The sequence below is a fragment of the Klebsiella pneumoniae subsp. pneumoniae HS11286 genome (genome assembly GCF_000240185.1).
In the GTDB taxonomy this organism is placed as follows: domain Bacteria; phylum Pseudomonadota; class Gammaproteobacteria; order Enterobacterales; family Enterobacteriaceae; genus Klebsiella; species Klebsiella pneumoniae.
On sequence record NC_016845.1, the window covers coordinates 4,178,417 to 4,198,197 of the forward strand.

At 59.5% G+C, this 19,781-nt stretch carries 20 protein-coding genes; 17 read left to right on the plus strand and 3 right to left on the minus strand.

The window, feature by feature from the left end:
- The first annotated feature begins 168 nt into the window (after positions 1–168).
- From KPHS_41480 to KPHS_41560, 9 genes are all read left to right on the plus strand, one after another.
- Positions 169–483 carry a PTS system lactose/cellobiose specific transporter subunit IIB gene (locus KPHS_41480; RefSeq protein YP_005228448.1) on the plus strand — a complete coding sequence of 105 codons (315 nt, stop codon included), beginning with the start codon at positions 169–171 and terminating at the stop codon, positions 481–483.
- 9 nt (positions 484–492) lie between these two features.
- On the plus strand, positions 493–1,815 hold the full coding sequence (locus KPHS_41490; RefSeq protein YP_005228449.1) for a putative phosphotransferase protein: 1,323 nt from the start codon (positions 493–495) through the stop codon (positions 1,813–1,815).
- 23 nt (positions 1,816–1,838) lie between these two features.
- A complete protein-coding gene (locus KPHS_41500) occupies positions 1,839–2,153 on the plus strand; it encodes a PEP-dependent phosphotransferase enzyme III (protein ID YP_005228450.1) in 315 nt (104 codons plus the stop codon).
- A gap of 50 nt (positions 2,154–2,203) precedes the next feature.
- On the plus strand, positions 2,204–3,118 hold the full coding sequence (locus KPHS_41510; RefSeq protein YP_005228451.1) for an NAGC-like transcriptional regulator: 915 nt from the start codon (positions 2,204–2,206) through the stop codon (positions 3,116–3,118).
- A 116-nt stretch (positions 3,119–3,234) separates the two neighbouring features.
- The gene (locus tag KPHS_41520) at positions 3,235–4,137 is read left to right on the plus strand and encodes a LacI family DNA-binding transcriptional regulator (protein ID YP_005228452.1); all 903 of its coding nucleotides are present in this window, start codon (positions 3,235–3,237) and stop codon (positions 4,135–4,137) included.
- Positions 4,138–4,315: 178 nt separating this feature from the next.
- Positions 4,316–5,233 carry an iron ABC superfamily ATP binding cassette transporter, binding protein gene (locus KPHS_41530; RefSeq protein ID YP_005228453.1) on the plus strand — a complete coding sequence of 306 codons (918 nt, stop codon included), beginning with the start codon at positions 4,316–4,318 and terminating at the stop codon, positions 5,231–5,233.
- Positions 5,230–6,051, plus strand: coding sequence for an ABC transporter (locus tag KPHS_41540; RefSeq protein YP_005228454.1), 822 nt, complete (start codon positions 5,230–5,232; stop codon positions 6,049–6,051). Before KPHS_41530 ends, KPHS_41540 begins: the two co-directional genes overlap by 4 nt.
- A complete protein-coding gene (locus KPHS_41550) occupies positions 6,048–6,896 on the plus strand; it encodes an iron ABC superfamily ATP binding cassette transporter, membrane protein (protein YP_005228455.1) in 849 nt (282 codons plus the stop codon). The genes KPHS_41540 and KPHS_41550 overlap by 4 nt, the downstream gene beginning before the upstream one ends.
- Positions 6,890–7,744 (plus strand): iron transporter: fur regulated, encoded by an 855-nt coding sequence (locus tag KPHS_41560; protein ID YP_005228456.1) that lies wholly within the window; start codon positions 6,890–6,892, stop codon positions 7,742–7,744. The genes KPHS_41550 and KPHS_41560 overlap by 7 nt, the downstream gene beginning before the upstream one ends.
- 66 nt (positions 7,745–7,810) lie before the next feature.
- Here KPHS_41560 and KPHS_41570 read toward each other — a convergent pair whose 3' ends face one another.
- Together KPHS_41570 and KPHS_41580 are read right to left on the minus strand one after the other, a co-directional pair.
- Positions 7,811–8,152 (minus strand): nitrous oxide-stimulated promoter family protein, encoded by a 342-nt coding sequence (locus KPHS_41570; RefSeq protein YP_005228457.1) that lies wholly within the window; start codon positions 8,150–8,152, stop codon positions 7,811–7,813.
- A 67-nt stretch (positions 8,153–8,219) separates the two neighbouring features.
- On the minus strand, positions 8,220–9,107 hold the full coding sequence (locus tag KPHS_41580; RefSeq protein ID YP_005228458.1) for a putative LysR-family transcriptional regulator: 888 nt from the start codon (positions 9,105–9,107) through the stop codon (positions 8,220–8,222).
- A 184-nt stretch (positions 9,108–9,291) separates the two neighbouring features.
- Between KPHS_41580 and KPHS_41590 the strand changes: the two genes are divergently transcribed.
- Both KPHS_41590 and KPHS_41600 read left to right on the plus strand, forming a co-directional pair.
- Positions 9,292–10,233: a putative receptor protein gene (locus KPHS_41590; RefSeq protein ID YP_005228459.1), complete on the plus strand. Its 942-nt coding sequence runs from the start codon at positions 9,292–9,294 to the stop codon at positions 10,231–10,233.
- A 35-nt stretch (positions 10,234–10,268) separates the two neighbouring features.
- A complete protein-coding gene (locus KPHS_41600) occupies positions 10,269–11,978 on the plus strand; it encodes an acetolactate synthase III large subunit (protein ID YP_005228460.1) in 1,710 nt (569 codons plus the stop codon).
- A 39-nt stretch (positions 11,979–12,017) separates the two neighbouring features.
- Here the strand turns inward: KPHS_41600 and KPHS_41610 are convergent, their stop codons facing one another.
- Positions 12,018–12,311: a SelT/SelW/SelH family protein gene (locus KPHS_41610; RefSeq protein YP_005228461.1), complete on the minus strand. Its 294-nt coding sequence runs from the start codon at positions 12,309–12,311 to the stop codon at positions 12,018–12,020.
- Positions 12,312–12,526: 215 nt separating this feature from the next.
- On the opposite strand from KPHS_41610, the gene KPHS_41620 reads away from it, so the two are divergent.
- From KPHS_41620 to KPHS_41670, 6 genes are all read left to right on the plus strand, one after another.
- The gene (locus tag KPHS_41620) at positions 12,527–14,890 is read left to right on the plus strand and encodes an outer membrane porin for ferric enterobactin and colicins B and D (RefSeq protein ID YP_005228462.1); all 2,364 of its coding nucleotides are present in this window, start codon (positions 12,527–12,529) and stop codon (positions 14,888–14,890) included.
- A 71-nt stretch (positions 14,891–14,961) separates the two neighbouring features.
- A complete protein-coding gene (locus KPHS_41630; protein ID YP_005228463.1) occupies positions 14,962–15,993 on the plus strand; it encodes an S-adenosylmethionine-dependent methyltransferase in 1,032 nt (343 codons plus the stop codon).
- On the plus strand, positions 15,990–16,808 hold the full coding sequence (locus KPHS_41640; RefSeq protein ID YP_005228464.1) for a hemin ABC superfamily ATP binding cassette transporter, binding protein HmuT: 819 nt from the start codon (positions 15,990–15,992) through the stop codon (positions 16,806–16,808). Before KPHS_41630 ends, KPHS_41640 begins: the two co-directional genes overlap by 4 nt.
- Entirely contained in the window at positions 16,808–17,803 is a 996-nt protein-coding gene (locus KPHS_41650; protein ID YP_005228465.1) for a vtamin B12-transporter permease, read from the plus strand. The genes KPHS_41640 and KPHS_41650 overlap by 1 nt, the downstream gene beginning before the upstream one ends.
- Entirely contained in the window at positions 17,796–18,575 is a 780-nt protein-coding gene (locus tag KPHS_41660; RefSeq protein ID YP_005228466.1) for a hemin transport system ATP-binding component, read from the plus strand. The genes KPHS_41650 and KPHS_41660 overlap by 8 nt, the downstream gene beginning before the upstream one ends.
- A gap of 278 nt (positions 18,576–18,853) precedes the next feature.
- The gene (locus KPHS_41670; RefSeq protein ID YP_005228467.1) at positions 18,854–19,336 is read left to right on the plus strand and encodes a type VI secretion system effector; all 483 of its coding nucleotides are present in this window, start codon (positions 18,854–18,856) and stop codon (positions 19,334–19,336) included.
- Positions 19,337–19,781: the final 445 nt, after the last annotated feature.

Below are 19,781 nucleotides of genomic sequence, written 5' to 3' on the forward strand. Positions count from 1 at the left end.
TTTGCGAATGGTTGTCTCGCCGGGATGATCGCCCACAACACCGGAAAGTGAAAGCCTGCCATAGGTGATCATGGTCACAATTAATAAATCCACAAACGGAAAGCGCTTTCCGTAATGCATCCATTTTGACTATAGTCCGCTCATCCAACCTCATCAGGAGCGGTAATTATGAAAAAAATTATGTTGTGTTGTTCAGCAGGCATGTCCACCAGCCTGCTGATGAAAAAAATGATTGCGGAAGCCGAACAGCGGGGCCTGCCGGTAGAGATCAACGCCTATGGCGTAGCGGAGTTCGCCGAACAGGTTGGCCATTATCAGGTGGTGCTGCTGGGGCCGCAGGTGAAATACATGCAGCAGGACCTGCAAAAACAGGCGGATAAATACGGTATCCGCGTCGAACCCATCAATATGATGGACTACGGCATGCAAAAAGGCGCCGCGGTCCTTGATTTCGCCCTTTCCCTTATCGAAAACAAGAACTAAGGAAAGATCATGAGCTCTCTGTACGCTAAACTGATCGACGTGATCGAACGGCAGATCACGCCTATGGCCGGCGCGATCGGCCAGCAAAAATATGTCACCTCGATCCGCGATGGCTTTATCACTGCCCTGCCCTTTATGATCGTCGGCTCGTTCCTGTTGGTGTTTATCTTCCCGCCGTTTTCTCCGGATACGACGTGGGGGTTTGCCCGCGCCTGGCTGCAATTTTCGCTCGATCATCGCGATGCGCTGATGCTGCCGTTCAACTTCAGCATGGGGGTGATGACCCTGTTTATCGCCGTCGGGATCGCCGCCAGCCTCGCCAAACACCATCATCTGGACTCGCTGACCGCCGGGATGCTGTCGCTGATGTCGTTTCTGCTGGTAGCCGCGCCGCTGAAAGATGGCCAGATCTCTACTGCCTACTTCTCCGGTCAGGGGATCTTTACCGCCATTCTGGTGGCCATCTATTCCACCGAGCTGTACGCCTTCCTCAAACGGCATAACATCACCATTCGCCTGCCGCCGGAAGTGCCTGCCGGGGTGGCGCGCTCGTTTGAAATCCTGATCCCGGTGCTGGCGATCATTCTGACGCTGCATCCGCTGAACCTGTTTATCGAAGCCCAGCTGGGGATGATCATTCCGGAAGCGATCATGTCGCTGGTGAAGCCGCTGGTCGCGGCTTCCGATACGCTGCCGGCGATCCTGCTGTCGGTGCTGGTCTGTCAGGTGCTGTGGTTCGCCGGGATCCACGGCGCGCTAATCGTCACCGGGATCATGAACCCGTTCTGGATGGCCAACCTGTCGGTCAATCAGGCGGCCATGGCCGCTGGCACCGCTATCCCGCACATCTATGTCCAGGGCTTCTGGGATCACTATCTGCTGATCGGCGGCGTCGGCTCCACCCTGCCGCTGGCGCTGATGCTGCTGCGCAGCAAGGCCGTGCATCTGCGGACGATCGGCCGGATGGGGGTCGTGCCGGGCGTATTTAACATCAACGAACCGATCCTCTTCGGCGCGCCAATCATCATGAACCCGCTATTTTTCCTGCCGTTCGTGCTGGTGCCGATGGTGAACGCGACCCTGGCGTACTTCGCGCTGAAGCTGGACCTGGTCAGCCGCGTAGTGTCGATGACGCCATGGACAACGCCGGCGCCTATCGGCGCCTCGTGGGCGGCGAACTGGAGCTTTAGCCCGGTGATCCTGTGCCTCATTTGTATGGCCACCGCCATGGTGATGTACCTGCCATTTCTCAAAGCTTACGAAAAACAGCTGCTGGCCCAGGAGCGTGAAAACGCCGTCGGCCAGGCTGACAACGCGGCGCAGACCGCTTAACGCTAACGATTCAGAGGATAATCATGGAATTAGAAGAACAGGTGATGGGGATTATCATCAATGCCGGCCAGTCACGTAGCCTGTGCTACGAAGCGCTGCACGCCGCTAAAGCGGGTGATTTCGCCACCGCCGACGCCAAAATGCAGGAAGCGGCGCACTATTCCCGCGAAGCTCACCTTGTACAGACCCAGCTTATCGAAGCTGACGAAGGCGAGGGAAAAACCAAAATGACGCTGGTAATGGTCCATGCTCAGGATCACCTGATGACATCCATTCTGGCGAAAGAGCTGATTGCCGAACTGATTGCGATTTACCGCGCGCAGCCGCTTCACGCCTAGCGCCTTGCCCGGCCAGACGCGCTGGCCGGGCCTGATTCCCCGAGGTCACTATGTTACATCTTGGAATAGATATTGGCGGCACCAAAATGGAAGCCGTACTGCTGGACCCGGCGGGCGAATGCGTCCAGCGCCTGCGCCGGCCGACCCACAAAGAGAGCTATGACGCCTTTATGCGTCAGCTGCTGACCCTGATTGCCGATATTCGCGCGGTCAGCCCGCAGCCGTTCACCCTGGGGATCGGCCTGCCAGGGGCTATCGATCCGCAAAGCGGACGCATTAAAAACTGCAACTGCCTGGTGCTCAACGGTCACGATCTGCGCCGGGATATCATGCAGCAGCTTGGCCAGCCGGTGTGGATGGCAAACGATGCCGACTGCTTCACCCTTTCGGAGGCGGTGGATGGCGCCGGCGCCGGAGCTACCACCGTCTTCGGGGTGATTATCGGTACCGGCTGCGGCGGCGGGATCGCCGTTCATCAACAGCTGCTCAGCGGCCCCAACGCTATCGCCGGGGAGTGGGGGCATAATCCGCTGCCGGGCTATACTCCTGAGCGCGATGGCCCGCCGCAGCCCTGCTACTGCGGCAAAACGAACTGCATCGAAAGCTTTCTCTCCGGTACCGGCTTCGCCCGCCGCTATGGGGAACAAGCCCGTGCGGAAGCCATTGTCGCCGCGGCGCAAAACGGCGATCCGCGCGCGCTGGCCCACTGGCGACACTTTATCGATGCCTTTGCCCGCAGCCTGGCGTCGGTGATCAATATTCTCGACCCGCAGGTGATTGTGCTGGGCGGCGGTCTGTCCAACGTCAGCCAGATCTATCGCGATCTGCCTGCCGCCATCGTGCCGTGGATCTTCTCCGACACCTGCCGCACGCAGATCAAACCGGCCCGTTTCGGCGACGCCAGCGGCGTGCGCGGCGCGGCCTGGCTGCCCCGGCTTCCCGGCGCCGCGCAAGGGCCGCGGTAGACACTTTTTTCAGCAGGTATGTTAAGCTAGGCGAAAATGTTCAGACAGAAAAAGCCATGCCAACGATTGATGATGTTTCAAGATTAGCGAATGTCTCAAGAGCGACGGTATCCCGCGTGCTGACCGGCACCCGGGGCGTGCGCGAAGAGAGCCGGGAAGCTGTGCTGCGGGCCGTTGAAGAACTCAACTATCGCCCGAGCTTTGCCGCGCAAAACCTCGCCAGTCAGACATCCAGCCACGTTGGTCTGGTGATTTCCGCGCAGGACGAAAGCCACGGCGCACGTCTGCTGCCGCTGCTCTCTCAGGCGCTGAAAGGGCTGAATAAAAGCCTGCTGGTCCAGTACGTCAGCGACCCGGTAGAGCAGGCGGCGGTAATCGACGATCTGCAGCGCCAGTGCGTGGCGGTGGTGGTGCTGGGCGCCGTTGCCGCCGACGCGCCGCGCAACGTTATCGCCTTTGACCGCTTCGGCGTCGCCGGGAGCAACAGCCAGGGCTATGACTTCGCCTTTGCCACCGAAAGCGCCTGCCGCTATGTGATTGGCAAGGGACACCGCAACATCGCCCTGCTGGTGGACAGCGATAGCGACGATGCCAGCCGTCAGATGCTGGAAGGCTACCGCAACGTCCTGCAGAACTACTCCATTCCTTTTAACCGTCAGCTGGTGCTGACGGCCAACGATGACGTCGAGCAGGCGCTGCTGACCTTAATTAACAGCTTCAGTAAATACTCAGTCATTATCGTTAAACGCGACCGCTACGCGGCTGAGGCGATGCGTCTGCTGCGCGAATTCACCATCGCCGTCCCGCAGGAGGTCTCCCTGCTGAGCCTTGAGGATTCCCCGCTCGCCTCGCTGCTCTACCCGCCGCTGACCTGCATCTCCTGGCCACTGGAGGCGCTGCTGGATAACTGTATTCAGCGTATTCGCAGCCTGATTGACGACCGGCCAACCTTCACCGCCGAGGGCCGCTCGCTGGCTGGCCGCCTGATCCCGCGCCAGTCGGTCGCCGATATCTCTTGATCTTCGCCCGGTTGGCGCCGGGCCAGACTTACCTCCCCTTTTCGCGCTTTCGTTTCCGGGCTCATTATTACCCACGCATGTAAATAAGAATTATTTTCATTTATAAATAGCTTGTGCTATATAACATAGCAATGGCTATAAACGCTGGGAAATTAACCACACCATTGCGAGGGATCCTATGCTACACCTGACACCGCTGAAATCATTGCTGCTGGCCAGCGCGCTGGCTCTGCTGGCCGCGACGCCGGCCTCGGCGCAGGAGAAATTCAGGGTTATCACCACCTTCACGGTTATCGCCGATATGGCGCAGAACGTGGCCGGCGACGCCGCCGTCGTCAGCTCCATTACTAAACCGGGCGCGGAGATCCATGATTACCAGCCCACGCCCGGCGATATCAAACGCGCGCAGGGGGCGCAGCTGATCCTCAGCAATGGGCTTAATCTCGAACGGTGGTTTGCCCGTTTTTATCAGCACTTACAGGGCGTTCCGGAGGTGGTGGTCAGCGAGGGGATCCAGCCGATGGGCATCAGCGCGGGCCCCTATAGCGGGAAGCCCAATCCCCATGCCTGGATGTCGGCAGATAACGCCCTGATCTATGTCGATAACATTCGCGATGCGCTGGTGAAGTACGATCCGCCTCACGCCGACACCTATCGCCGTAACGCCGAGGCCTACAAAGAGAAGATCCGTCAGACGATGGCGCCGCTGCAGGCCAGACTGGCGCAGCTGCCGGCGGATAAGCGCTGGCTGGTCACCAGCGAGGGAGCCTTCTCCTATCTGGCCCGCGACTATGGCCTGCGCGAACTGTATCTGTGGCCGATCAATGCCGACCAGCAGGGCACCCCGCAACAGGTGCGCAAGGTTATCGACACCATGAAGAAAGAACGCATCCCGACCATCTTCAGCGAAAGCACCATCTCCGATAAACCGGCGCGTCAGGTGGCGCGGGAAGCCGGGGCCCACTACGGCGGCGTGCTGTATGTCGATTCGCTGAGCGCCGCCGACGGCCCGGTGCCGACCTGGCTCGACCTGCTGCGCGTCACCACCGAAACCATCGTCAACGGTATCCAGGACGGGATGAGGAAGCAGCCATGAATGCAGCGCAAGCGGGACTGTATGTCGACCAGCTCACCGTCACCTGGCGCAACGGCCACACTGCCCTGCGCGACGCCTCGTTCAGCGTGCCGCGCGGCTCCATTGCCGCGCTGGTGGGGGTTAACGGCTCGGGTAAATCCACGCTGTTTAAAGCGCTGATGGGCTTTGTCCGCGTTGGTCACGGCGAGATCGCCATACTCGGCCAGCCGGTCAACCGCGCACTGCGCCAAAACCTGGTCGCCTATGTCCCGCAGTCGGAAGAGGTGGACTGGTCCTTCCCGGTGCTGGTGGAGGATGTGGTGATGATGGGCCGCTACGGCCATATGGGCTGGCTGCGGCGGGCAAAGCCGCGCGATCGCGAGATTGTCGATGCCGCGCTGGCCCGCGTGGGCATGAGCGAGTTCCGCCATCGGCAGATTGGCGAGCTCTCCGGCGGGCAGAAAAAGCGCGTCTTTCTGGCCCGCGCCATCGCTCAGCAGGGTCAGGTGATCCTGCTGGATGAACCTTTCACCGGCGTCGATGTGCAGACCGAAGCGCGGATCATCAGCCTGCTGCGCGAGCTCCGCGATGAGGGCTGTACCATGCTGGTCTCCACCCATAACCTCGGGTCAGTGAGTGAATTTTGTGATTATACGGTGATGGTGAAAGGCACCGTGCTGGCCAGCGGCCCGACAGAAACCACCTTCACTGCCGAGAATCTGGAGCGGGCTTTCAGCGGCGTGCTGCGCCACGTCGCGCTGACCGGCGCGGAAGCGCAAATTATCACCGATGACGAGCGGCCGTTTATCAGCCGGCGCGCGGCGGGAGGCCCACGATGAGCTGGCTGCTGGAGCCGTTTGGCTATTACTATATGCTCAATGCGATGTGGGTGTCGGCGCTGGTGGGCGGCGTCTGCGCCTTTCTCTCCTGCTACCTGATGCTCAAAGGCTGGTCGCTGATTGGCGACGCCCTCTCCCACTCGATTGTACCCGGCGTCGCCGGGGCCTATATGCTCGGCCTGCCCTTCGCGCTCGGCGCGTTTCTCTCCGGCGGCCTGGCGGCGGGCAGCATGCTGTTTTTGCAACAGCGCTCGCGGCTAAAAGAGGATGCCATTATCGGGCTGATCTTCTCCTCCTTCTTCGGGATCGGGCTGTTTATGGTGTCGCTGAATCCGACGTCGGTGAATATCCAGACCATCATCCTCGGCAATATTCTGGCCATCGCCCCGGAGGATATTATCCAGCTGGCGGCGATCGGCTTTATCTCAATGGCGATTCTGCTGCTGAAGTGGAAAGACCTGATGGTGACCTTCTTTGATGAACACCACGCCCGCTCGATTGGCCTGAACACCCGCGGCCTGAAGCTGCTGTTCTTTACCCTGCTGGCCGCCTGCACCGTGGCGGCGCTGCAGACCGTCGGCGCCTTTCTGGTCATCTGCCTGGTGGTCACTCCCGGGGCCACCGCGTGGCTGTTAACCGATCGCTTCCCGCGCCTGCTGGCCATCGCCGTGGCTATCGGCAGCCTGACCAGTTTCTTCGGCGCCTGGCTCAGCTACTATCTCGACGGCGCCACCGGCGGCATTATCGTGGTCGCGCAAACGCTGCTGTTCCTCATCACCTTTATCTTCGCGCCGAAGCACGGCCTGCTGGCCAGCCGCCGCCGCGCCAGGGAGGCCGCATGCTGAACCTGTTCCTGGCCCCGTTCCAGTTTCCTTTTATGGTCAATGCGATAGCGATATCGATCGTCGTCGCCATTCCCTGCGCGCTGCTGTCGGTGTTTCTGGTGCTCAAAGGCTGGGCGCTGATGGGCGACGCCATGAGCCACGCGGTCTTTCCGGGCGTGGTGCTGGCCTACATTATCGGCATCCCCTTCGCCATCGGCGCGTTTATCGCCGGTCTGCTGTGCGCCGTGACGACCGGTTTTCTCGACGATAACAGCCGACTCAAGCGCGATACCATCATGGGGATTGTCTTCTCCGGCATGTTTGGCGCCGGACTGGTGCTGTACGTAGCGATCCAGTCCGATGTTCATCTCGACCATATTCTGTTCGGCGATATGCTGGGAATATCCCTCCGCGATATTGGGCAAACGACGGCGATCGCGCTGGTGATTGCGTTGATTATCGGTCTCAAATGGCGGGATTTTTTGCTGCACGCCTTCGATCCAACGCAGGCTAAAGCCAGCGGCCTGCGCGGCGGACTGCTGCACTACGGCCTGCTGTGCATGATCGCCCTGACCATCGTCGCGACGCTGCAGTCGGTGGGGATTATTCTGTCGATTTCGCTGCTGATTGCCCCCGGGGCGATCGCGCTTCTGCTGGTGAGACGCTTTATCCACGCCCTGCTGCTGGCGGTAGCGGTGGCCATCGGCTGCTCGGCGGGAGGGGTGTGGCTGGCGTTTTATCTCGACAGCGCGCCAGCGCCGACTATCGTGGTGCTGTTTACCGCGCTGTTTGTGGTCGCCTTTGTCGCAAGCACGATCCGCGATAGTCAGAAACAGAAAACTTCAGCAATTATCCCCGGTGGCGGCTAACGCCTTGCCGGGGCTACAAGAGCACGACTTGTCGCCCGGCTGCGCAGCGCTGACCAGGGAAAGCCGCTATTTTTTCGGTCGATATTTTTCCGGCAGCGGCGGCACCGGGCGCCTGTCGTCCAGCAGATGGCGAATAGTGAGGATCGGGTGGCGCCAGAGCATCCGCGGCCCGGCCCAGCGCATAATCTGCTTCATCTCCTCGCGCTTCGCCGGCTGGTAGCAGTGCACCGGACACTGCTTGCAGGCCGGTTTATTCTCGCCAAACACGCACTTATCAAGGCGCTTGTCAGCGTAGGCGTTCAGCGCCTGATAGTGCGCATCATCGGCCTGCGCCTCGGGACTGCGCCGCTGGTAGAGGGCAATCATCCGCTGAATCGTCATTTTTTCCCGTTCGATACGCTTCCCCATCTCCCCGCCTTTCGTCTGCTCTTAAGGTGCATTTATCATACACCTTAATATCCATACCCGACCAGACTCACTGCTTCAGATGCTGAATCAACTGCAGGGCTGCCCCGGACAGAACCCCGAAATGGCTGTAGGCATAGAAATCCCGGATAAAAACGCTGCCCTCGAGCTCAAACGGGCGCAGCAGGCCAAGCGCTTCTTCGTGTCGGTAAACCGGGGCCGGCATCGACGTTAACAGATCGCTCTCGCACAGAAAGGCCTTAATGGCCGAGGATGAGGCGCACTCAATAACCGGCTGCGGACAGGGCAACTGCCGGGCGCGAAAGATATCAGCCAGGATGTTCATTGGCGTACTAGACGGCGGCGGCATGATCCACGGATAGTCCAACATCGCCTCCAGGGTGACGTCCGCCGCCTGATGCAGCGGGTGGTGCTGCCTGGCGACGATGCAGATCCGGTCCTGCCAGTTAATTTTGCCCCGCACCACGATTTTCTCATCATGCGGTAAGGGACCGCAGAGGGCGATATCGATGTCGTGCATCAGCAACAGCTTATACAGCTCGGAGTCAATGCGGTCGACGATCCGCAGATGGATCTGGGGATGGCGCTGATGGAAAGCCGCCAGCTTATCGATGAAATGGCTGGTCAGCAGACTGGAAACGCAGCCAATCCGCAGAATGCCTTTCCCGGCGCCACGGATGAGCTCAATTTCCTCGCGCGCCTTTTGTTCGGTATTCAGCATCGTCAGCGCGTAGGGTAAAAAGGCGCTGCCATATTCGCTCAACGCCATGCCGTGCTTATGTCGTTCGAATAAGGATGCGCTCAGGTCCGCTTCCAGGCTCAATAGCAGTCGGCTCAGTCCCGACTGGGTGATCCCCATTTTCTCTGCGGCCAGGGTCATATTGCCTTCGCGGGCGACGGTAATAAATGCCTGAATCTGCTTAAATTTCATTGGCATGATATTTACTCATTGAATAAACGGTTTTTGCATTTCCCCTGCGCCCTTTTTTAGCGAATAAATATCGCTATCAATACGCTCAAAAATCACCGGAACGCATACTTCAAAAGGGTTTATTTATCTCACCACCCACGGCAAAACACATTTCTGAACCGAAGATAATTTATAATGAGAATATATCACCATGACACAGAACAATATTCTATTAATTTCAGGCGCTATATTACCGGTCATCATTACCGTCATCATCGGCTATATTAGCGGTAAACGAAAAGACTTTAACTGGCAGCAGGCGGGAGACATCAATAAAATTGTGATGCTCTACGCATTGCCGCTAAGTATTTTCAGCAATATGGTGATGACGCCGCGACACATCGTCATGACCATGGGCCCGGTCGCCGTGGCTATCATCCTGGCGCTGATTCTCAGCTTCGTCATTCCCTTACTGGTCGCCCGCTATCTGTTTCGACGCGACCTCGCCCTCAGTACGCTGCAGGCGTTGGCCATCGGCTCGCCGGCAGTCCCGTTTATCGGCACCTCAGTGCTGGCCTTTTTATTTGGCACCGTCAGCGCGTCGCTGATCACCGTGTCCAGCATCACGCAAAACGTCTTCCAGCTGCCGCTGGTGATGATACTGATGTCGGTCGCCACCGGCGATAAGAGCCAGCATATTTCCTTTGGCGCACGGGTGGTGAACGCCATTAAACAACCCGTGGTCTGGTCGCCGGTAATCGCCCTGATCATCGTGCTGGCGGATATCCATATTCCGCAGACTATCTCGATGTCGCTGGGTCTGCTGGGCAAAGCCTCTGGCGGGCTGGCGCTGTTTGCCGCCGGGATCGTGCTCTATACGCGCAGCATTGTTATCACCACCGCTACCATTATCACCGTTATCGCCCGCAATATTCTGGTCCCCGGCGCCTGCTATCTCATTTTATTAAAAATGGGCTTCAGCATGGAGCAAATAAAGGAAGTCGTATTGACGATGGCTATCCCGGTAGGCTCCATCGCGATAATTATTGCTATGCAGTATAAAACCGGCGAGCAGGAAATGGCCTCGACGATGGCGCTGAGTATTATTGCCTCCATCATTACGATGGGCGGATTTATTTTCTTAACCTTTTAATTACCGCGATTACACCGCGTGAATACGGAGAGAATATGGCCTCTATCACATTATCGGCTGCTGAATTGTTACTGCATCGGCTGCAGGCGCTGGACGTGGCGTATATTTTTATCAACTCGGGCACCGATTATCCTCCAGTCATTGAAGCCTGGGCAAAGGCCCGGGCGACCGGGCAAAAGGTACCGGAGTTAGTGATCTGCCCGCATGAAAACGCCGCCATCGGCATGGCCCATGGCTATTACCTCGGCACCGGCAAGGTGCAGGCGGTGATGGTTCACACCAACGTCGGGCTAGCCAACGCCGCCTGCGGCGTCATCAATCTGGCGAACAGCAATATCCCGGTGCTGATTTTTGGCGGCCGCACGCCGATAAGCGAACATTCCCACTTCGGCTGCCGCAATACGCCGATTGGCTACGGCCAGGAGATGCGCGACCAGGCGGCGCTGATCCGTGAATCCGTGAAGTGGGATTTTGAACTGCGGCTGGCCGATCAGATCGGCGAGCATGTTGACCGGGCCTGGGCGATTGCCAGCTCCCTGCCGAAAGGGCCGGTCTACCTGAGCTTACCGCGTGAGCCACTGTGCGAAACCTTTGCCGTCGATGAGGCCGCGCTGCAGGCTGGCCCTTCGCAGCAGCCGGTCCGCTATGCGCCAGTCCGGGAAGATATCGCCCGCGCAGCCGAGGCAATCGCCTGCGCCAGACACCCGGTCATCTTCGCCCAGCGCGGCGCCCGAACGGCGGAAGGCTTTGCGCGCCTCGATAGTCTGGTGCGCGAATGGGCGATCCCTCTGGTGGAATACTGGGGCACCGAGGTTACCCTGAGCGCCGATAATCCCCTGCTCGCCGGGGCTGATCCCAGCGTCTGGCTCGCTGACGCCGATGTGATTCTGGTGGTCGACTCGCAGGCACCATGGATGATCGCCGAGGGCGACTGTCGCCAGGACTGCACCGTGATCCAGATGGGGCCCGATCCGCTCTTCTCCCGCTACCCGGTGCGCGGCTATCGCGCGGACATCAACCTGGCGGGCGAGACCGATGAAGTCTTCAGCCTGCTGGAAGAGGCGCTGCGCCCGCTGCAGGCCGCCCGCCAGCAGCATGTGGCGGAGCGGGCGGCATATACGCAGAGCCGCATCCAGCAACAGAAAAACCAGCGCGACGCGCTTCTCCATGCCAGCCAGACCGGGGCCATTACCAAACCCTGGCTCAGCTACTGCCTCGGCCATCTGGCTAATCAACACCGCGGCCGGATCGTTTCTGAACTGACCACGCTGCCGCAGTTTGCCGGACTGACCCAAGCCGAGAGCTATTACCAGGAAGCGCTGGCCGGCGGCCTGGGCGAAGCCCTGCCCATCGCGCTGGGGCTGCAGCTTGCGCGCCGGGAAGAACTGATTATTGCCGCCGTCGGCGACGGGTCGTACCTGTTCGCCAACCCTGCGGTCTGCCACCATATTGCGGAGGTAATGAAGCTCCCTGTCCTCGTCGTGGTCGGAAATAACGGCGGGTGGGGCGCCGTCGCGGGCGGCACCAAAGCGCTCTACCCGGATGGCTACGCGGCCCGCGCGGAAACCATTCCAGCCACCGCCTTTACCACCTCGCCGGATTTCGCCGCGATCGCCGCCTCCAGCCGCGCGGCGGCCCTGTCGGTTTCCCGGGCCGAAGATCTCCCCGGCGTGCTGGAAGAAGCGGTATCCCTCATACGCACCCGCCGACAAAGCGTGCTGGTTGACGTGCAGTTAGCCCGCTAACGGTTTATCCTCCGGGCGCTTGTCGTCCGGAGGGGGTTGTCACCCCTTCTGGTCACCTTTATCCACATGGCCCAGCGGCTTCTCCGGGAAGCAGACATCGCGCACCCGGCGTTTCAGCTCGGCCGCATCCGGAAAACCGCCATCCTGCTTGCGCTCCCAGATCTGCTGACCGTCGACATCGATCGTGAAGATCCCGCCGGTCCCCGGCACCAGCGTCACCGAGGCGATGTCGGTGCTGAAGGTATGTAACAGCTCCTGCGCCATCCAGCTGGCGCGCAGCATCCAGTTGCACTGGGAACAGTAGGTGATGGTGATGGCCGCTTTTGAGTTCATCGTCGTCTCGCTAAGTCTGAAAGGGCAAATTGTAAACAAAGTGCAGTTTAAATGAAGAACACATGATTATTTTGTTGCAAACGATAATACCTATCATTACCATTCGCAATCAACAAATGGAGTAAGACCCTATCCGCAACGGAAAAGACGGAGCAACCTGCAACTCTGGAAGTAACGCGTGAGCCGATACTAATAACGATCAAGGCGTGGCGACTATGTACAAATCGACTCCGTCAGCAGCATGGTGTAAAAAACGCCTGCTGGTGACCTCTTTGTTTGCAGCAATTTATCAGACTTCTGCCATCGCAGCAGATACTTCCGCCGTTAGCGGCGAGGCGGTGGATGACACCTCGGAACAAATGACCGTCACCGCCCCCGCGCCGGTGCAGAAAGCCGGTAGCGAACACAGCATCAGCGCCCGGGAGCTGGAGAATAAAGGCGCTAACGATTTCGGCTCAATCATGCGCTATGAGCCGCTCATCAGCGCCACCGGGGGCAGCGGCGGCTCCGGCAACGGCAAAAGCGGCTTCGACCGCGGAGGTTACACCGGCTACAACATTCGCGGTATGGAGAGCAACCGCGTCGGTATCGACGTGGACGGTATCGCGCAACCCAACGCCACCGGCCGCGGCTACGTCGGCCGCGCCGGGCTCAACACCTTCGGCATCGGCCGCGATTATATCGACCCGTATATGTACGGCAGCGTGGATATCCAGTCCGGCGCCACCTCGACGGAAACGGCCAACAGCGCTATCGGGGGGAATGTCTCCTTCCGCCCGAAATCAGCGGATGATTACCTGCGCCCGGGCAAGACCAGCGCCTTCGGCTACCGCAGCGGTTACGACTCTGCGGATCGCAGCTGGCACAACGGGGTGACCGTCGCCGGCGGCGATGAGTTCCTGCGCGGGATTTTGGTCTATAGCCGCCGTGACGGCCAGGAAACCGAAAACAACAGCGGCACCGTCGACGCCTACCCGGCGAACTGGCACTCCGATGCTTTTCTGGCCTCCGGGATCTGGCAGCCTAACGATGAGCACAAGCTGACCAGCACCTTCGACTATTACCATAAAACCAACCACACCCACTACGATACCTGGGACTCCAGCGGCAACAGCACCATCGGCACCGCCAACCAGACCAGCCAGACCCGGCGCTGGGGCCTGAGCCTGAAGGATGACTGGACGCCGATGAACGACTACCTCGACAGCGTCTCCACAAAAATCTACTACCAGCATACCGAAGCCCATGACTGGACTTATATGCCGGACAGCGTCACCCGCAGAATGCAGACGGTGAACTCTAACTACGATACCGACACCTGGGGCCTGCAGGCCGCGCTGGCGAAAACCCTGGGCCGCCACGATCTGAGCGCCGGTTTCAACGCCAGCACCAGCAAAACCCAGCGGCCGTTCAGCCAGTCGCCGATCCCCAGCGTTTACAGCGAGATCATGCAGCCGGAGGCAGACAGCCGCAGCTACACCCTCGGCGGCTTTGTCCAGGATAAGATCAACTTCGATCTCGACAGCCACAACTTCGCCGTTATTCCCGGCGTGCGCGTGGTGCATCAATCGACTAAGCCGGAAAATCTGTCCGATCTCGCCGCCAACAGCAGCGTGCTGAGCGAATCGTCGGTGGCGAATCTGTACGGCAAAAACAGCGATACCCAGGTTCTGCCGTCGTTGACCTTCCAGTACGACCTCACCCCGCGCCTGATGACCTACCTGCAGTACCAGCGCGGGGCGCAGTTCCCCAACGCCAGCCAGCTGTATGGCTCCTGGAACCTCGGCTCCAGCTACGCCGGCAGCCAGCAGTATGCCCTGATCGGCAATACCGATCTGAAGACGGAAACCAGCGATAATCTCGAGTGGGGGCTGAAAGGGGAAGTTACCGAAGGCATCACCCTGCGCACGGCGCTGTTCTACAACAGCTATAAGAACTTTATCGCCTATACCCGCTATACCCGCGCCAACAATCCGGGCCAGTTCACGAATGTGCCGTCGAACATCTACACCATTTATCAGGCGGAAAACCGCGATAAAGCCTATATCTACGGCGGTGAGATTAGCACCAAATTTAACTTTGGCACCTGGTTTGAGCAGGTGGACGGCCTGAGCGCCACCCTCGCCCTCGGCTATAGCGAAGGGAAATCGAAATCCAGCTACAGCGGCGATAAATACGTCGACCTCGACAGCGTGGCGCCGATGAAAGCCATCGTCGGCGTGGCGTGGGACGATCCGGCGAAACGCTACGGCACCGCCCTGACGGCGACCTTTGTCAAAGGGAAACAGGCGACCGCCACCAACCGCGAAAGCTACAGCAACAGCGGATCCGCCATCACCGATGCCAGCAGCGACTATATGCGCGTGCCGGGCTACGGCATGCTGGACTGGACCGCGTACTGGCAGGTGGCGAAAAACGTGCGCCTCAATGGCGGGGTCTACAACCTCACCGATCGTAAATACTGGGATTACCTGAGCAGCCGCAATATCGAGACCGGCACCAACCAGGACGCCAACGATAAAGCGCTGGCGGTGATGCCGGGCCGCACCTGGCAGCTGGGCGTCAACGTCGACTTCTGATTGCCCGAATAATAACGCACCTGCCCCCGGCCCGCCGGCCGGGGATATTCATCGTCGAGAAGGATATGATTATGCCAAATGCACACCCTGACCTGTGGCAGCGCTACCAGGCCACCAAAGCGGCCAGTACCGCGAAATATGCCCGCGATATCGCCGCGGAAATGGGGATCAGCGAAGCCGAGCTGACCGCCGCCCGCCTCGGCCATGATGCCGTGCGCCTGAGCGATGACGCCCGGGCGCTGATTGCCGCCCTGGAGCGCGTCGGCGAAACCAAATGCATCTGCCGCAACGAGTATGCCGTGCATGAGCAGGTGGGCCAGTTCACGCACCATCACCTCAGCGGCCACGCCGGGCTGGTGCTGAACCCGCGTGCGCTCGACCTGCGTCTGTTCCTCAGCCAGTGGGCCAGCGCCTTCCATCTGAACGATAATGGCCGTCAGAGCATCCAGTTTTTCGACCACCACGGCGACGCCCTGCTGAAAGTCTATGCGACCACGCAGACCGACATGGCGGCCTGGGAGACCCTGATCGCGGAATATCGGGTGGCGGCGCCGGCACCGCTGACCCTGCGCCCGCTGGAGCCGGTGAAATATGCCGATACCGCCGACGGCGCCGCCCTGGAGAACGACTGGCGCGCGATGACCGACGTTCACCAGTTCTTCGGTCTGCTGCGTAAATATCAGCTTTCCCGCCAGCAGGCCTTCCGTCTGGTGAGCGACGACCTCGCCTGCCGCGTGGATCGCCATGCGCTGCCGTCGCTGCTGGAGACGGTGCGCCAGGAGGGCAATGAAATCATGATTTTCGTCGGCAATCGCGGCTGCGTGCAGATCTTTACCGGCGCCCTGGAAAAGCTGGCCCCCATGCGCGGCTGGCTGAATATCTTCAATACTACTTTTACCCTGCATCTGCGCGAAGAGAGCGTCGATGAAGTGTGGGTGACCCGCAAGCCGACTTCGGACGGACACGTCACCAGCGTCGAACTGTTCGCTAAAGACGGCACCCAGATTGCCCAGCTCTACGGCCAGCGCAGCGAGGGGCACCCCGAGCAGACGCAATGGCGCCAGCAGGTAGACCGCCTGACCCGTGAAGGGCAGCCCGCATGATGCGCTGGTTACTGCTCTTGATCGCTTTCCCGCTGCTGAGTCACGCCGCCGTTGAGCGGCTCGTCACACTCGGCGGAGATGTCACTGAGATCGTTTATGCCCTTCACGCGGAGGAGAGCCTGGTGGCGCGGGACAGCACCAGCAGCTGGCCCCCGGCGGCGCAAAAGCTGCCGGACGTCGGCTACCTGCGACAGCTGAACGCCGAGGGGATCCTCGCGTTACGCCCGCAGCTGGTGTTAGCGAGCGCCCAGGCGCAGCCCTCGCTGGTCTTACACAAGGTACAGGCGAGCGGGGTGAAGGTGGTTAACGTGCCGGGCGGCGAAAGTCTGTCCGCGATCGATAACAAAGTTGCTGTCATTGCCGAAGCGTTAGGCAAAACGGCGGCAGGCGACGCGCTGCGCCAGCAGCTTCAGCAGCAGATCGCCGCCATTCCAACGCAGCCGGTTGCTAAGCGGGTGCTGTTTATTCTCAGCCACGGCGGAATGAATACCCTGGTGGCCGGACAGCATACCGCGGCCGATAGCGCCATTCGCGCCGCCGGATTGCAGAACGCGATGCAGGGCTTCGACCACTATCGCGCCATGTCGCAGGAAGGGGTCGCCGCCAGCCAGGCGGATCTGGTGGTGATCTCCGCCGATGGTCTCAAAGGGATGGGCGGCGAAGCCGGGCTGTGGAAACTGCCCGGTCTGGCGCAGACCCCGGCGGGGCGTCATAAACAGCTGCTGACGATCGACGATATGGCCCTGCTGGGCTTCGGGCCGCGCACACCGCAGGCGATAATCGCGCTGCGAAACAAAGCGGAGCAGTTGCCCTGATGCGCCCTGCCCTCACTCGCCGTTTGCTGCTGATGACGCTGCTGCTGGTCTCCCTGGCGTTGTTTGCCACCACCCTCGGCGCCATGCGCTTGCCGCTGGTCAACCTGCTGCCTTCCGGGGATGACATGCTGCGCCACATCTGGCTGACCATCCGTCTGCCGCGGGTGCTGCTGGCCCTGCTGGTGGGCGCGGCGCTGGCCCTCTCCGGCTGCGTGATGCAGGGGCTGTTTCGCAACCCGCTTGCCGACCCGGGCCTGCTGGGCATCAGCAGCGGCGCCGCGCTGGCGGTGGCCAGCTGGCTGGTGCTCCCGTTCTCCGCTGCGGGGCTGATCGCTCTGTATATGCCGATGCTGGCGGCGTTTATTGGCAGCCTGGCGGTGATGGTGGTGATTTTCATCCTCAGTCGGGCGGAGGAGGGTTCGCTGTCGCGCCTGCTGCTGGTGGGGATCGCCATCAACGCGCTGTGCGGCGCGCTGGTCGGCGTCCTGTCCTGGCTGAGCAATGACGCCCAGCTGCGCCAGCTGTCGCTGTGGGGAATGGGCAGTCTGGGCCAGGCCGAATGGCCGACGCTGCTGGTGGCCGCGACCTTGATTATCCCGGCGGCGCTGGCGGTGTGGTGGATGGCGTCCCGCCTCAATCTGCTGCAGCTTGGCGATGAAGAGGCGCACTATCTCGGGGTTAATGTGCAGGCGCTGCAGCGCTGGCTGCTGCTGTGCAGCGCGGTGCTGGTGGCCGTCGCGGTGGCCATCAGCGGAGTCATCGGCTTTATCGGCCTGGTGGTGCCGCACCTGATGCGCCTGTGGCTGGGACCTGACCATCGCGGACTGATCCCCGGCTCGCTGCTGGCCGGCGCGATCCTGCTTCTGCTGGCCGACACCCTGGCCCGCACCGTGGCGGCGCCGGCGGAGATACCGGTCGGTCTGCTCACCAGCCTGCTGGGCGCCCCCTGGTTTCTGTGGCTGGTCTTTCGTCGGGAGAACTCCAGACATGGTTAATGAATACAGCGCCCAGGGGCTGTCACTTCACCTTGGTAAACGACAGATTATCGACAACGTCTCCGTCGCGCTGCGCGGCGGCGAGATGACGGCGCTTATCGGGCCGAACGGCGCCGGGAAATCCACTCTGCTGCGCCTGTTGACCGGCTATCTGACTCCGGACAGCGGCACCCGCCATCTTGCAGGCAAGCCGCTGGAAGCCTGGTCGCCCGAGGCGCTGTCGCGCCGGCGGGCGGTCATGCTGCAGCGAACGGCCCTGCAGGCCGACTGGACGGTGGAAACGGTCATTGCCATGGGACGCTCACCGTGGGGCGCGACGGCGGATCCGGCGGTGCTGGCGGCGGTGATGGCCGTCACCGGCTGCGATGGCCTTGCCGGTCGCCGCTATCCCGGCCTCTCCGGCGGCGAGCAGCAGCGGGTACAGCTGGCCCGCTGTCTGGCACAGCTATGGCGCGACGGCGCGCCGCAGGGCTGGCTGTTTCTCGATGAGCCTACCTCGGCGCTGGACCTTTACTATCAGCAGCACCTGCTGCGTTTGCTCAAACGGCTCACCGCCGGCGGGCAACTGCACGTCTGCGTGGTGCTGCATGACCTTAACCTCGCCGCCCTGTGGGCCGACCGCATCCTGCTGCTTCACCAGGGACATCTGGTCGCCCAGGGCACGCCGCAGGAGGTGATCCAGCAGCCGGTTATCCATCGCTGGTACGGGGCGGATGTCCGCCTCGTCCAGCACCCGGACAACGCGGTCCCCCAGGTTTATCTGGCGCCATAATCCCCGCGCGGCGCAACTGGAATCCGGATCGCGCCGCGCTTACGCTTTCTGGCAATAATTGCCTGCATTATATTATTGAGGGTCATTTATATTTAAAATCTATACCAATGGCGTAATAACCCAATGAAATATTTACGACAGCTATTTTTAAATATAAACCATCATTACAGAGAAGATATTTCCCGTATTAATCCAAAAACGACACATTGATTATTTACTGCGCTTAATCAACTCGATACACTGTTTTCTTACTAATGATAATAGAGGGAAGAAGAAGCATGGCTATTCCAGGTAATATGTGGATATACGACGACGGTGGGGCACTAATCAAAGGTGGTTGTGATGTTGCAGACAGGGAGTTCAGCATCGAATTTAAAGGGTTTCATCACAATCTCTCCATTCCCACTGATAATGCCACTGGCAAGCCTACCGGCACTCGTCAGCACTCACCAATGATCATCGTTAAAGAATTCGACTATTCCAGTCCATACCTCTACAAAGCAGTAGCTACTGGTCAGAACCTGAAATCTGCTGAAATCAAATGGTATAAAATCAGCGATGCTGGTCAAGAAGTGGAATACTTCAATATGCTACTTGAAGGCGTCCGAATCGTATCAATATCTCCTACAATGGCTTCCCCAGAAGACAAGAACAACAACCATCTTGAATCTGTCGAACTTAGATATGAGAAGATCACCTGGAAACATTGTGACGGAAATATAATTTTCACCGATGCCTGGAATGAAAGACAAACAGCATAATAGATGAGCAAATGGATACGACAGAAGAACTAAATGGAACCTATTTCTATCACGGACAATCCAATCTTTCGGCTGGTGAACTTTTTGATGTCATTTTTCTTGAACAATTTTGTGACGAACTTGGCATTGGTATTGAATCTGGTGCCGCTATCCTCGCCGGGCAACCTTGGCTAAAAACCAGAACAAAGCCAGGAGAGGCAATAAAAGGAACAAGTGTTGTTTCTAAATATGGAAGGATGCTTCTGAGAAATGCAAAAACTCCATTTGGTATTAGGGTTCCTACACCCGTTGGTGTAAGAATGAGAAAAACGAATAGTCTTGCTGCTGTTATCGCCCGTTATGTTCCGTGGTTAGGTTGGATAGGACTTGTAAACTCAATTTATCAAGTTTCAAGAAAAACTCAGGAAAAATACAACCTAATAGCTCGCCCCAAAGACCGTATACA